Raw genomic sequence first — 14,299 nt, 5'->3', positions numbered from 1 at the left:
TCAGATCGGGACCGGGATGCCGTTGACGGTCAGCAGGCCGACGACGTTGACGTTCTCCGCGGAGAGCGTGATCGTGCCGGTGGCGGAGATGACCATCCCCGCGCCGCCGTTGATCATCGCGGCGCCCGCCTGCCCGGCGCTCAGGTAGAGCAGGCCGTTGTCGGCCGACAGGGAGACGCTGGGCATCGGGTTGACCGACGTGCCGGGCACCATCGCCGCGTTGATGCTCACCCCGGCGTTGACCTGGTCGACGGTCACGGACACCTCACCGTTCTGGCTGCCCAGCCGGACGGAGGAACCGATCGCGGGCGTGCCGAGCCCAGCACCCGCGGCCCCGCTGCCCGCCCCCTTACCCGTGCCACCGCCTGTGCCGTTCGTCGTGCCCGTGTCGGCGGAGCCGGACTGGTCCTCGGTGGTGCCCGTGCCCGACGCACCGGTGCCCGCCGCCATGCCCATCGGCAGCGGCACGTCGTAGAACAGCAACGAGTTGCCGGTGCTCGACACGAAACCCCGGTGGTGCACCTCGCTGACCATCCCCGGCGCCACCACCGATCCCGCGGCGGATCCGCCACCGCCACCGATCCCGCTGAGCCCGTCGGCCACCGTGTTGGTGGCGTCCGTGTACATGGCGAGGTTGGCGTCGGCCAGTTCGCCGTACGTGTCCCCGGCAGCACTGGTGTCGACGAGACCGCCGGTGGCGAAGCCCGCCGTGCCAGCGACGTTGCCGACCACCTTCTTCGCGAGCCCGGTGCCCATGGCCATCTGCGCGTTGAACGTGTCCGCGAGGGTGGTGAAGATGTTCGCGTCCTCGTTCAGGATGCTGTCGACGATGCCCCCGACGAACTCGCCGCCCGCCTGCAGCGGACCGGAAGCCGAGACGTCCCACTGGGTGAGGTTGTTCATCATGCCGCCGAGCACGTAGGGCCTGCGGATGTCGCCGAACTCGAACGCCACCAGCACCTCGTCGCCGACCTCCGGCAGGAACATCGCACCGGTCTTCTGCCCGGCGACGAACTGGATGTTCGGCGCCCAGTCGGTCTCGAAGTCCGGGGACAGCCACGGCAACGTGAGCTTCATCCGGCCCTTGGCCAGCGGGTCGGCGCAGTCGCTGACCACCCCGCACACCACCCCGGACATCCTGGCCCGGTCCGCGCCGGGCGCGGTCGCCCGCGACGCCAGCCCGACCATCGTGCGGTCCTGCCTGCCGTGGGCCGAGAAGATCACCCGGTACCCGAACTCGAGGTCGTCGAACACGTGCCTGGCACGGGAAACCCGCCAGGTGCCCGCGAACTCGGCCTGCACGCCGGAGATCGTGAGCACCGCACCTGGTTGCACGGCCGCGTTGCCCTTCACCTCACCTTCCGCCTCGGCGAACGTGCTGCCCGCCGCGGTGCCGAACGCCCCGGCCACCGTCGGACCGGCCGTCGGCATCGCCGACGCGCGGGCGAAGGGCCGGTCGGACCGGATGTTCGCGGTGGCGCTCGGCCGCGGACCGAGGTAGCCGACCGGCGAGCCCAGCATGCCGCCCAGCGCGCTCCCCGCACCGCCGGCGCCACCCGCACCGCCCAGGCCGCTGAGTCCACTCGCGACACCGCCGAGGTCACCGGACGCCAGTGCGCTGCCGACGCGCCCGAGACCACCCAGAGCCCCCGGCCGGCCGGTCGAGGTGAACCGCTGCCCCAGCGACCGCGGCGAGTGCTCACCCCCCGAGACCATCGAGACGTTCTCCGCCACCGCCTTGCGGGCGAGGGGATCCCACACCCGCACCTCGACGTCGGGGGTCAGGTTGCCCGCCGTGATCCGGGGCCGGAAGCTGATCAGGTCGTCCGGGTACCGGATCGCGACCTCCTTCGCCGCGAGGCCCCCGCCCGACGGGTGGAAGTGGAACTCGCCCGCCACCACACCGAACTCGCAGCCGGTCTCCCGTGCGCGCGCGTCCAGGAACTCCCAGTCGGTCTGGTTCACCTGCGCGAGGTAGCTGTGGGTGAAGCCACTGCACCGCACGTCGCGCACGGTCAGGCCGGCCTCGGTCGCGATCCGCCGTGCGACGTCGGCGTCGGTCACGTTGACGAAGCTGCGGCTGCGCCTTGCGCGCTGCAGCCGGTGCTCGGCGGTGTAGCCCCGCACGATGGTGCGTTGCGTCATCCCGCGGATCTGCGCCTCGAGCCCGGTGACCTCGCCGGTGAGCAACGTGAGCGCCTCACCGGCCGGGCCCGCGCCGGTGATCGTGATCTCCGAGCCCATCGAGATCCGCGCCTCGCGGAGGCTCTTGCCGTCCACGTCGAGGAAGGTCAGCTCGAACATGCCGGGCAGGTGCGCGTCGTTGTCGACCACCACCCGTTGCAGCCGGACCGCCATGTCGGCACGCATCGGCGTGCCGTCGACCGCGACGGTCGGCCGTCCGGTCGCCTCGACGTTGGCGACGCTCTCTTCCGTGTCGGTCATCGGGTCCGCACCTCCTGTGTGTTGCCCGCCGGCGGGATCGCCAGCCGCCGCCCCGGCCGCACCCGCAGGGGGTCGTCGATGCGGTTCGCCTCGGTGACCGCGCGCCAGGCGTTGGGGCTGCCGTAGGCGCGGTTGGCGATCTGCACCACGTTCTCGCCCTGGGTCACCACGTGGCGGGTGTGCCCTGGCACCCCGCCGGAGGTCGGGTTGGTCCTCGGCTTGTCCACGACGTACTCGACCAGGGTCAGGTCGACCGTGGCCCAGACCGGGATGCCGTAGTCGTCGAACCGCTTGTACCTGGCGGTCACCTTCTCGAGCGTCACCGGCAGGTTGGCGCCCGCCGGGCCGGAAAGCCCCCAGCTGAACAGCAGGACCGGCAGGCGGAAGAACACCGGCGTCGAGTCGGTCACGTCCATGCCCTTGGTCGCGGACCCCGGGGCCCCGCTCGTGGCCGCGGTCGCCGCGGTGGCCGCGAACGACTTGATGGCGGAGGCCGCGCTGACCGACCCGAGGTGGTACGCGTCCACGGCGCTGATCGAGGCCGGGGTCGCCCACTCGATGAGCTGGTCCACAGCGGACTTGGTGGAGGCGGCGCCGAACAGGTGCGCGTTGGACAACGACCACCGGATGTTGCCGGTCCCCTTGAGCGCTTCCTGGAAGCTGTGGGTGACCACCCCCCGCCTGCCCTCGGTCGTGTTCCGCTTGTCCACGCTCACCGACTCCGGGTTGAGCCCGAACGTCACCGGGAACCCGCCGGACTCGGCGGTCAGGCTCGCCTTCGCGTTGCCGGTGACCAGGCCAGCGACGTTGGTGAGGTTGGAGATGAGGCGACCGGCGGCCATGTCACAGGAACCCTTCGTGCACGAGCTCGAGGGTCTCGGTCGCCACCTTCGCCTTGTCCGCGTCCAGCGACGGACCCGTCCAGCCGGTCGGGTACACGTTGCGCAGCTCCCAGGAGGTGACCTCCTGCCACTCCGCGTCGAGCAGGCGGATCGTCGCGTCGTCCCCGAAGAACAGGCCCGCCATCGCATGCAGGGCGCCCGGCTGGCTGAACGTGGACCACTTGTCCTTCACCCAGTCCCGCACCGCGGCGGACGACGAGTCGATCGCGCGGGTGAGCTTGACGGGCGAGTAGTCGACGTCCGCGAACAGGATCCGCTTGTAGGTGTACTCGCCGTGGTCGTAGAACCGGTGCACCGTCGCCTTCGCGTCCAGGCCCGTGCAGGACGACCAGTCCCCGAGGCTGACCCCGCCGACGGACACGCTGAACCGCATGGTCATGCCCATCGCGGGCCGTGCTCCCATTCGCGTCACATCGTGCTCCTCTCCATCACGTGCACCGTCAGGCCCGCTGCGCGGCGGTCAGAAATCCGTTGTGGACGATCGTGAGCGTCTCCATCGCGACCCTTCCGGTGGTCGCGTCGAAGTCGCTGAGCTGCCAGCCGGCCGGGAACATCTCGCGCAGCGTCCACGTCGCCACCGGCACTCCGGCCGAGGTCAGCATGTCCACGGCGCCCTCCTCCGGGACCCCGCCCCGCGCCTGCACCTCGTTGAGCCAGGCCTGGACAGCGGCCGTGCCCGCCGAGTCCGCCGCCCGGCTGAGCCTGATCGGGTCGAACCGCGGGATGGCGGCGAACCGGTCCACGTGGTCCGAGCTGCCCCGGCGGTACTCGGCCACGTCCCACTTGACCGCGAGACCGGACACCTTCGACCACGCACCGAGGTCACGTGCCCCCGCGGTCACGGCGAACCGGTGCGCCATCCCGTGCAGCAACGCCCGGCCGTTGGTCCTCGCCTCCTGCATGTGCCTCTCCTGTCAGCTGAAGTCGAGCAACGTGCCGGACCGTTCGCGGTCGACGACCATGTCGAACCGGATGCGGCTCACGAGCTCGTTGTAGATGCGCCCCGCCAGCTCCTCGAAGTCGTCGACGTCGTCGAGGTCGAACCACCTGCGCGGCGGCTCGTCAGCGAAGATCTCCGCGATGCCCTCGGCCAGCGCCGCGACGGTCTCGTCAGCCGTGCCGCCCCCGCCGCCGAGCCGGTTCCCGCCGCCATCGGCCCCGTCACCGCCGGGCCCGCTCCCGCCACCACCCGGTTGGTCCGGCCCGAACAGCGACGCGACGTCCAGCGCCGGCATCTCGTAGGCGGCGTCCGGGATGAGGCTTTCGCCGGTCGCGGGATCGACACCCGCGAAGATCTGCCGCACGTCCAGGTCCGGCCGGTCCGGCGCGGAGCCGGCGAACACCGCCAGCGCCTCGGCCAGGCTGGGGCGGCTGCCGGAGCCGGAGGTGAGGCCGGTGCCACTCGCCTGCTGCTTGGCGCCACCGACCGGGTGCACCAGCACCGGCGGCGAGCCGCCCGCGCCACCCGCCACCCAGCGCTCGACCTCGACCGCGTCCTCCTCGAGCTGCTGCCCGGCGACGGAGCCAGGGGCGGGGAGCGCCGACCCGAAGTCGCGTTGCTGCGCCGCGTGGGTGAGCTCGTGCGCCAGCAGCGGTGCGACCGAGGAGCTGTCGAGCGGACCGACGTCGTCCGGCAGGTACACCACCCGATCGTCGGTGTACCCGCGCGCGCCGAGCCGGTGGGACATGGCCGTGACGTCCGGCCCGCGCCGCACCGTCACGTCCGAGACGTCGACACCGAGCGCGAGCGACACCGGCCGCACCACCGACAACGGCGGACTCTCGTCGACCGTTCCCCGGCCGTCCGAAGTGGACGATCCGGCCGAAGTCCCGTCCCCCATGGCGAACTGCGCCCGGCTCGACGGGGCGTGGCTCAGGACCGCCGTACCGGCCCCTGCCCGCCGTCCTGTGCCCGCGGCGTCCCCGGCAGGCGCGAGCCGCCGCACGTCCGACGCGTCCGGGTATGGCGCGAGCGGCACGGTCCGCGTCCCGTGCAGTCCCACTCCGCCCGCGTCCGTGTGGCGGTGCACGTCGTGGGAGACCGAGCGCCCGGCGGCGGATGCGCTGCGGTGCTGGAGCGAACCTTCCTGCGCGGCAACGGATTCGTCCTGTCCGTTGCCATCAGTTCGCACGCCTTCCGTTGCCGCGCCAGGACGTCTGCCGGACCGCGCCTCGCCACCCCGCGACACCTCGTCCGGCACCACACGACCAGGCACCACGTTCACCGGCACCGCGGCACTCGGCACCGCGCCACGCAGCGCCACCTCCGGCACCCCACCCTGCTCCGGCCACGGCTCCCGCCCCGACACGGCACCCGCCTCCACCTCAAGCTCGCGCCCGGGCCGCGACACCGCCTCCGGCCGCGACACGGCATCCGCCGCTGACTCCAACTCCGGCCCTCGCTCCAGTTCGAGCCGCCGCACAGCCACTGCCTCCGGACCCAGCCGCGACTCCCGGCCCGGCAGGGCAGCCATCTCCGGCTCAGGCCCCCGCCCGGGCCGCGACACCGCCGCCGACTCCGGCCGCGACACGGCATCCGCCGCCGACTCCAACTTCGGCCCTCGCCCCGGTTCGAGCCGCCGCACAGCCACTGCCTCCGGACCCAGCCGCGACACCCGCCCAGACGAGGTAGCCGCGTCCGGCGCAAGCCCCTGCCCCGGCCGCGACACGGCATCCGCCGATGACTCCAGCTCCGGCCCCGGCTCGATCGGCCACACCGCCGCTACCTCCGGACCCAGCCGCGACTCCCGGCCCGGCTCGGGCGGCCACGCCGCCGCTGCCTCCGGCCCCAGCCGCGACACCCGCCCCGACAAGGCAGCCGCGTCCGACTCAGGCTCCTGCGCGGGCCGCCACTCCGGCTCCAGCCCCGGCCTCCGCTCCGGTTCGGGCCGCGGCACCGCCGTTGCCTCCGGCTCCAGCCGCGACCCGGCATCCGCCGCCGACCCCAGTTCGGGCGGCGGCACCGCCGCTGCCTCCGGCGCCAGCCACGACTTCCGCTCCGACCCGGCAGCTACGTCCGGTCCCAGCTCCCGCTCCGCCGCTGACTCCAGATCGGGCCCCCGCTCCGGTTCGGGCCGCCGCAACGCTGCCTCCGGCCGCGGCTCCTGCTCCGGCACCGGCCGTGGCTCCAGAACCGGCCCCAGCCGCGGCGACTGCGGCTGCGGCTCCCGTCCCGGTTCGGGTGGCCACACCGTCGCTGCCTCCGGCTCCGGCCGCGCCTCCCGCTCCCGCACGGACACCGGTCGCGGCTCCAGCTGCGGGGCCAACTCCGGCCGTGCCAGCGGTTCCGGTTCCGGCCCGGGCGGCGGCACGGCATCGTCCGGTGCTGTGCCCGCCGGGGCATCGGGCATTGCCCGGTCAGGGGGCTGGTGCGCATCGGGACGGTCCGGCGTCCCGGCGTCGCGCACCGGCACGTCCGAGGTGAGCGCATCCCCTTCCGCCGGTCCGCGGGCGTGGCCCGGAGCGTCGGTCGCGGGCGGCGTGGCGGGCGCAGAACTGAGTGTCAGCCCCTGGCGGCGAGCCTGCGCGAGCGACGCACGCCGGACCGGCGGAACAGCCGCACCCGGCTCCGGCCCGGGACCGGACGGCATCAGAACCGACGGCACCGGCACCGGCAGCGCGGCAACAGACGGTGTGGGAACAGACGGTGCGAATTCAGACGGTACCGGAACAGGCGCGGCGAACGAGGTGTCCGCCCGTCCGTCATCCACGTGTTCCGCCTGCGCCGCAACGGGTTGCGGGCGCGGCTGGGCCTCGCCGTTGGTCTCCCGGTAGGCCTCCGCCAGCAGGCGGTCCTTCTCCAGGTAGGCCCGGTGCATGAACTCCGACGGCGTCCACGGCTCCTCCGGAACCACCGGCTGCGCCATCCACCGCGGCGCGGCCACGGTGAGCGGGCTCTCCGGCACGTCACCGACCCGGGCGGGCAGCGCCCGGGGCTCGGCATCCACAGTGGACATCGGCGCGTGGTCAGGCCCATCGAGCACGCCGGGCCCATCCGGTACGCCGGGCCATGGTCCGCGCCCGAAGACCGGCAGCGGTGCCCGGTCGTGGGGCCCAGCGGTACGACCGTCGTCGGGCAGGGCGGTGACGAGGCCGTGCACCTGACCCACCTGGTCACCGCGGCGCAACAGCGTCGGCTCGGGCAGCGTCAGGCGGTCGAGGACGCTGCTCCCGGTGACAGGAATCGTCAGGGGCGCGCTGCCGGACAGCGTCGCGGGCAACGGCGGCAGCGACCGCCACTCCTCGACGCGACGCGCCGGTTCCCGACGGCCGGTCGCCATCTGCCGCTCCCGGCGGCGCCACGGCCACCACTTCATCGCGCGGTCCTCCTCTCAGTACTGCTCCGGCAACTCGTCCGCGCGGGAGTTGATGGCGGCGATCTCCTGGATCACCCGTGTCCTCGTCCGGTGGTCGAGTTCGAGAATCGAGTCGAACGACCAGTGCAGGTAGTAGGCGATGTAGACGATCTCCTCCCACAACCGGTCGGTCTCCTCGACCGCCTGCCCGGTCACGGCGCGGCCTCACCGGCCACGTCGACCAGGAACCGGTGCTCGCACCTGGGGCACGCGACCTCGCCCTCCGTGTGCCCCAGCTGGTTGACCCGCCGGTACAGGTCCTGCAGGAACGCGAGGTCGGAGGCGAACATGTGCTCGACGACGAACCGGTCGACCACCGGCACGGCACCGAGCCGCGTCAATGTCCGCATGATCAGGTAGATGGTCAGGTACGAGCCGTTCTGCCGGACCAGCGGCTCGGCCTGCGCGGTGAGCTCGTCCTTCGCGGTCGCGAGTCGCAGCGCGCCCTCACGGTGCACCCTGCCGTCCTCGTCCACGTAACCGCGGGGCAGCGTGAACGGGAACTCGGTACGCAGCCCCGGCTGCTCGGTGACCGCGGTGGTCATCGCTGCTTGATGTCGATCTGCTCGCAGGTGAGCGTGACGGTCGCGATCGAGGCCTCGCTGCCGCCCGCCTTCATCCCCGAGATGTCCAGTTTGGACGGCCACGCGTTGATCAGGTCGTAGGTCTGCTTGATCACCCCGGCCATGTCGAGCAGCATCAGGGAGCAGCTGCGCCGCGCGGTCGGCTGGCCTGCCAGCACCTCCTGGTGCCAGGTCCACAGCGCCAGGTCCTGGTCGACACCACGCTTGAGCACGACCGTCGCCGGCTTGGTGCGGCCGAACTGCTTGGACAACGACACGCCGAGCCGGTTGCTCGACATGTACTCGCTGACCTCCACCTCGGAGGTGATGCCGGACAGCTCGGAGAAGGAGATCTCCGCCATCCGGTCCGCGGTGATCACGAACCGGGCCGCGCTGACGAGGGTGTTGGTGTTGGTGCTCGCGGTCGAAACACGGGGCAACGCCATGGTTCACACTCCAAACGTGCTGGGACTACTCACTCTTCGAGGGCTGGGCCCTGCGGCATCTGGGCGATGCGGAACACCACGAACTCGGCGGGCTTGACCGGGGCGACACCGATCTCGATGATCAGGTTGCCCGCGTCCCTGGACTCCGGCGGGTTGTTCTCCTCGTCGCACTTGACGTAGTAGGCGTCCGACGCGGCCCTGCCCATCAGGGCGCCGCTGCGCCAGATGCGTTGCAGGAACGCCCCGACGACCCGGCGGACCGACGCCCACAGGTACTCGTCGTTGGGTTCGAAGACCACCCAGTTGGTCCCGTTGAGGATCGACTCCTCGATGAAGTTGAACAGCCGCCGGACGTTGATGTAGCGCCATTCCTGGTCGCTGGAGAGCGTCCGCGCGCCCCACACCCGGATGCCCTGCCCCGGGAAGGCGCGGATGCAGTTGATGCCGTTGGGGTTGAGCTGTTCCTGCTCCCCACGGCTGATCATCGTCTCCAGGGAGACGACACCCCGCACGACCTCGTTGGCCGGCGCCTTGTGCACGCCCCTGGTCTCGTCGCTGCGGCCCCAGATGCCTGCCACGTGCCCACTGGGCGGCAACGAGATCGGGCGGCCCGTCATCGGGTCGAGTGTGTTGATCCACGGCCAGTACAGGGTGGCGAACTTCGAGTCGTAACCGGCGGTCTCGCCGCGCCAGTGCTTGATCTGCTGGGAGTTCAGGCCGGGCGGCGGGTCGAGGATCGCGACCCGGTCCGACATCAGCTCGCAGTGCGCGATCATCGCGAGCTGGACCGACCGCACCCCGTCCATGTCGATCAGGCCGCGCTGGTAGGCCGACATCAGGTCGGGGGCGAGCACCATCGTGATCTCGTCGATGGCCTCGAAGCCGCCGATGCCCGTACGCGCCACCGCGTCACCGACATAGGTCTGCGCCGTCACCGCCACCGGTTCCGACCCGTTGCCGCCCAACGACACCACCGTGTCCTTGCGCGGCGCGACCGCGGTGCCGGTCTTGCTCTGTTCCAGCGCGATCAGCTTGGACTGCTTGCCCACCACGGTGGCCACGTTCCTCGGCCCGCGCTTGACGGTCACGTTGTCGAAGGACTCGACCACCTTGCCGGCACGCAGCACGTCGAGGCGGAAGTTGTCCTCTCCTGCCTCACCGGCCTCGGCCACGTCGGCGATGGCGACGGTGTACTGGCCCGCCTGCGCCGAGTTGAGCGCCTGGACGTCGAACGCGGGCGGTCCGTCCTGTTCGGACGCCGCCGGGATGGCGACCCGCCGGGCGGCTCCGCCGGACTGGCCGGGGTCCGCCGTCTCCGGCAGCCTGACGACGTAGGCCGCGCCGCCGCCGTTCAGGAAGTACCCGTACACCGAGTGCGGCAGGTAGGCGCCTTCGGTGAAGCCGCCGAAGACCCGGGTGTAGTGCGTCCAGTTGCTGATCAGTGTCGGCTCGGAGACGGGCCCCTTCTCGGCGAAGCCCACGAAGCCGGCGACGGCTGTGCCGACGCCCTCGATGGGTTTCGACCCGGAAGACACCTCTTCGACGTATACGCCTGGAGCCAGGTAGTTGGGCATCGACTCTCCCAGTTGGAGCGGGAACCACTGGACACGAGCGTGCCGCTCCCGCCGCGACGGCGCGGGGTGCGCGCGGCCAACGACACAGCCACCGCCGGTTGCCCGTCAGGACAACGGATTGTGGCCGTGTGGCGTGCCGTGACAGCACTGCCACCGCGACCGGCCCGTTACACACTGCGGAGGTGCTGGCCGACATCGCGTCCTCCCTTCGTGCGTGGCTCGCCTCCGAACTGCCCCCTGGGACCGGGATCGGGTTCGACCCCCTCGGCGTCGTCGCGGGCATCGAACGCCGCCCCAGCGGCGCCGGGCTCGTCAACGTCTTCCTGTACGCCGTGTCCGAGGACCTCGACGGGCTGGCGGGCACCCGGGTACGCGTCGTCGACCAGGAAGGCCGGGTCGCTGGCACGGTCTCCCCGATCCGCACGTACCAGCTCTCCTTCCTCGTGACCGCGTGGGCGGCCGACACGAACGAGGAGCTCGAGCTGCTCGGCGCCGTGATCGGGGCGCACGCGGAGCGGGACAGCCTGAGCGGCGACCACCTGCGCGGTGGGCTGGTGCACATCGACACCGCGCTGCCGATGCGGCTGGGATGGGCGCCCACCGCACACGCCGCCGAGGTGTGGAGCGCCATCGGCACGTCCATGCGCACCTCCCTGGTGCTGACCGTGTCCGCGCCCGCGCTGCCGCAGCGGGTGCGCCAGGTGGCGCCGCCGGTGCGCACGCGTGAGCTCGACGTGCACGACCTGACCAGGTCCGGGGACACGGCGCCGACGGCCGTGTCCCGGCGCCGCAGGCAACGCCCCACCACCGCCGAGCACTGAACCCCGAGGAGCGAACGTGTCCCGCTACGCCACCGCGGTCCTGCTCGCGCTGATCGTGACGGTGCCCTTTCTGGGGCTCGGCGCGGATCAGCCCGGCGCCGCCCCTCCTGCCGAACAGGTGGCCGAGCCGAGCCTGCTGCCGCCGCCACCGAGCCCCACGATCGAACCGTCCTACCGGGACGCCGTGTACGGCGACTTCCTGCTCGCGGGCAACAGCGTGCTGCGCTGCCCGGTCGACGGCGAGACCGAGGGCGACCACGGTCCACAGGAGTGCGCGGCGGCCACGGCCGGCGCGGACGCCGGCGGCGGTCTCCTCGACAACAGGTCCAACAACAACGGCTACTACCTGCACCACGCCGACGTCGACGACCTGCCGGAGACGTTCGACTCCAGCACGGCCACGGTCACCGTGCCGCAGGGCGCCGCGGTGCGGCACGCGCGGCTCACCTGGGGTGGGCACACCGGACGGTTCATCGGGTTCTCCGGGATCAACTGCGTCCGCCCGCTGCTGTTGCAGGGCGAGGCGCCGCCACCGCCCGCCATGGCGGCGCCCGCCGACCAGCCAGTCACCGTCTCGGTCGACGGCCACGCGCCGGTGACGGTGAGCCACGCGGGCTTCCACACCACCGACGGCCTGACCGAGGCGAGCCAGGTCTACACCGCCTGGGCTGACGTCACCCAGGCGTTCACCGGCGTGCCTGCGGGCGCTCCGGTGCCGGTCACGGTCGGCAACGTCTGGGTGCCGACCGGGCCGGGCTGCGCGGGCGGCTGGTCCCTGACCGTCGTGTTCGACCACGGGCAGCCCACCGACTCCTACCCCCGGCCCCGGGTCGTGGACGTCTACCACGACGACCTCCCGAGGAGCGGGGTGCTGCTGCCCGGGCTGATCGAGCCGCTGCTGCCCGGCGTGCCGCTGCTCGACAACGTGCTGCCCGGCCTGGTGCCCGCGCTGACCGGCTCCAGGGTGCTGCTGCCCGGCCTCACCCCGCACCGCGCCACCGCGGACGTCACGATCGGTGTCACGGCGTTCGACGGTGACTGGCGGCAGGGCGAGGAGACCATGACCGTCGACGGCGAACCGGTCGTCGAGCCGTGTTCGGAGGACGGTACGGCGGACTTCTTCCGGTCCTGTGCCCGTGGCGCGGCCGACCCGCTCGTCCCCGGTGCGGAACCGGTCAACAACCTCGGCGTGGACGCCAAGACGGTCCGCCCCGCACTGGCCGACAACGACACGGGCGCCGTCGAGGTGGGACTGGACGCCGTCAGCGACTTCGTGGTGCTCGGCAACCTCGTGATGTCCTCGGCCGTCGACCCGTCGATCGCCATGACGATCACCGGGCCCGCCGAGCCGGTGGCCGAGGGATCGCTCGCCACGTTCGACGTCGTGATCACCAACGACGGCGGCCTGCCACTGACCGGTCTCACCCTCCGGGTCGGGGCGCCGGACGACGGCACGCGGTGCGTGCCCGGTGTCCTGCCCACGCTCGAACCGGGAGCGTCGACCACGGCGACGTGCGTCCGCCCGGTGACCGAGTCGGCCGCGTTCGACCTCCCCGCCGAGGTGGCCGCGTCCTACCTCACGGGCGCGGACGGCGCCGCGCGCACGGTGACGGCGCGGTCGACGGCGCACGTCGAGGTGGTCCCCTCGGACCTCGCGGTGACCAGGATGCCGGACCGGCTCGTGACCCGCGCTGGGTCCACTGTGGAGTTCGCGGTGCGGCTGCGGAACAACACGGCCGCTCCGGTCCGCGACCTCGTCTACACCGACAGCGCGGCACCGGACTGCACGGCACCCGGCACCACCCTGGACGCCGCCACCACGATGGAGTTCACCTGCTCCGTCGTGGCACCCGGCGAGGCGTTCGAGAGCGGCGGCACGCTGCGGGGCACCACCGCGGACGGCAGCGTCGTCACGGTCGAGAGCGACCGGGTGACCGTCAACGTCATCGCACCGGCGATCACGGTCGGGACGGTCGCCGAGCCGGACACGATCTACCGGGGCGGGACCACCGAGCTGACGTTCACCGTCACCAACGCGGGCACCGACCCCGACGAGGCGCTCACGGACGTGCGCGTCACGGCGGCCGACCTGTGCGCCACGGCACCCATCGCCACGCTCGCCCCCGGTGCGAGCGCGACGACCTCCTGCACCGCCGCGCCTGCCGAGAGCCGGGGGATCACCGCGACGGCGGCGGCGTACGACGTCACCGGCGAGCCGGTGACCGGGACGGCCGACGAGGTGGCGGTGACCGTCCTGGAGCCGCTGATCGCGTTGCGGCAGGAGACCGACCGCACCGTCGTCCGCGTCGGCGAGGAGGTGGTGCTCACGTTCACCGTCCAGCACACGGGCACCGAGGCGGACGGGCCGGTGCGCGACGTGCGGGTCACCAGCCCCACCCTGCCGCCCGACTGCCTGCCCGATCCGGTCGCCGAGCTCGCTCCCGGCGAGTCCGCGTCGGTGTCGTGCAGAGCGGCTCCCGACCGGACGTTCGACAACCAGGCGTTCGCGTCCGCCGTCGACCGGCTCGAGCGGGTCATGCGGGTGGGCACGGCCCCCGAGCGGGTCGTGGTGATCAACCCGGCACTGACGATCAGCGCCACCGCGGAACCGGAGTCGGCCAAGCACGGCGCGCCGGTCGACTTCGCCGTGACCGTGCGGAACATCGGTGACGTGCCGCTGACCGTGGCGGTCACCAACGACAACGCGCCCGACTGCGACTTCACGCTCTCCGGCGAGGGTTTGCGGGCAGGCGCGGCGAACGGTCTGCGGTGCACGGTCACCGCACCGTCCGACGAGGGCACGACGGAGCTGACCAACATCGCCGCCTACCGCGCGGAACCGTTGCCGGGAAGCGGCGACACCGGGCCGCCACTGGACGGCGCCGACGACGCGACGGTGCGGCTGGCGGCGGGGCAGGCCGAAGCGCCGCCAGCGCCGGGCGACGATCCCCTCGACCCGGCCCGGAGCGGCGGTGGCGTCGAAGGCGGCTCGACCGGCGCGGGCGCGGATCCCGCACGCCGGGAGGGCGCCGGGTCCGGGCTGGCGTGGACCGGGGCGGGCATCGCCGGGTACGTCGGCGCCGGTGCCGCGCTCCTCGTCGTCGGTGGCCTCGTCCTGCTGGTCACGTCGCGGCGGCGGCACGACCCGGACTCCGCGCTGTACCGCTGGTGGCCGGGATCCTGACCGCCCGCA

Annotated in this window: 11 protein-coding genes; 2 read left to right on the top strand and 9 right to left on the bottom strand. The window is 72.6% G+C overall.

What is annotated here, in order from left to right; genetic code table 11:
- The 9 genes from FHR82_RS16050 to FHR82_RS16010 are packed head-to-tail and all read right to left on the bottom strand — an operon-like array spanning position 1 to position 10,285.
- Entirely contained in the window at positions 1 to 2,445 is a 2,445-nt protein-coding gene (locus tag FHR82_RS16050) for a phage baseplate assembly protein V (protein ID WP_184811169.1), read from the bottom strand.
- Positions 2,442 to 3,287: a LysM peptidoglycan-binding domain-containing protein gene (locus FHR82_RS16045; protein ID WP_184811168.1), complete on the bottom strand. Its 846-nt coding sequence runs from the start codon at positions 3,285 to 3,287 to the stop codon at positions 2,442 to 2,444. The genes FHR82_RS16050 and FHR82_RS16045 overlap by 4 nt, the downstream gene beginning before the upstream one ends.
- Position 3,288: 1 nt before the next feature.
- Positions 3,289 to 3,750, bottom strand: a complete 462-nt coding sequence (locus tag FHR82_RS16040) for a phage tail protein (RefSeq protein WP_225945002.1) — start codon at positions 3,748 to 3,750, stop codon at positions 3,289 to 3,291.
- A 37-nt stretch (positions 3,751 to 3,787) separates the two neighbouring features.
- Positions 3,788 to 4,249, bottom strand: a complete 462-nt coding sequence (locus FHR82_RS16035) for a phage tail protein (RefSeq protein WP_184811166.1) — start codon at positions 4,247 to 4,249, stop codon at positions 3,788 to 3,790.
- A gap of 12 nt (positions 4,250 to 4,261) precedes the next feature.
- On the bottom strand, positions 4,262 to 7,663 hold the full coding sequence (locus FHR82_RS47435) for an eCIS core domain-containing protein (protein WP_184811165.1): 3,402 nt from the start codon (positions 7,661 to 7,663) through the stop codon (positions 4,262 to 4,264).
- 15 nt (positions 7,664 to 7,678) lie between these two features.
- The gene (locus tag FHR82_RS16025) at positions 7,679 to 7,858 is read right to left on the bottom strand and encodes a DUF6760 family protein (protein WP_184811164.1); all 180 of its coding nucleotides are present in this window, start codon (positions 7,856 to 7,858) and stop codon (positions 7,679 to 7,681) included.
- Positions 7,855 to 8,247 carry a phage tail assembly protein gene (locus tag FHR82_RS16020; RefSeq protein WP_184811163.1) on the bottom strand — a complete coding sequence of 131 codons (393 nt, stop codon included), beginning with the start codon at positions 8,245 to 8,247 and terminating at the stop codon, positions 7,855 to 7,857. Before FHR82_RS16020 ends, FHR82_RS16025 begins: the two co-directional genes overlap by 4 nt.
- Positions 8,244 to 8,711, bottom strand: coding sequence for a phage tail protein (locus FHR82_RS16015; protein WP_184811162.1), 468 nt, complete (start codon positions 8,709 to 8,711; stop codon positions 8,244 to 8,246). The genes FHR82_RS16020 and FHR82_RS16015 overlap by 4 nt, the downstream gene beginning before the upstream one ends.
- 29 nt (positions 8,712 to 8,740) lie before the next feature.
- On the bottom strand, positions 8,741 to 10,285 hold the full coding sequence (locus FHR82_RS16010; protein ID WP_184811161.1) for a phage tail sheath family protein: 1,545 nt from the start codon (positions 10,283 to 10,285) through the stop codon (positions 8,741 to 8,743).
- 182 nt (positions 10,286 to 10,467) lie between these two features.
- On the opposite strand from FHR82_RS16010, the gene FHR82_RS16005 reads away from it, so the two are divergent.
- Together FHR82_RS16005 and FHR82_RS47430 are read left to right on the top strand one after the other, a co-directional pair.
- Complete coding sequence (locus FHR82_RS16005) at positions 10,468 to 11,106, top strand: Pvc16 family protein (RefSeq protein ID WP_184811160.1); 639 nt, start codon at positions 10,468 to 10,470, stop codon at positions 11,104 to 11,106.
- A 16-nt stretch (positions 11,107 to 11,122) separates the two neighbouring features.
- On the top strand, positions 11,123 to 14,290 hold the full coding sequence (locus FHR82_RS47430) for a COG1361 family protein (protein WP_184811159.1): 3,168 nt from the start codon (positions 11,123 to 11,125) through the stop codon (positions 14,288 to 14,290).
- The last annotated feature ends 9 nt before the right edge of the window (positions 14,291 to 14,299 follow it).

Origin of the sequence: Actinophytocola algeriensis (assembly GCF_014203735.1) — a bacterium.
Classification (GTDB): domain Bacteria; phylum Actinomycetota; class Actinomycetes; order Mycobacteriales; family Pseudonocardiaceae; genus Actinophytocola; species Actinophytocola algeriensis.
Note: the sequence above shows the minus strand (reverse complement) of the source record. Positions and strands in the feature narration are given on the sequence as shown.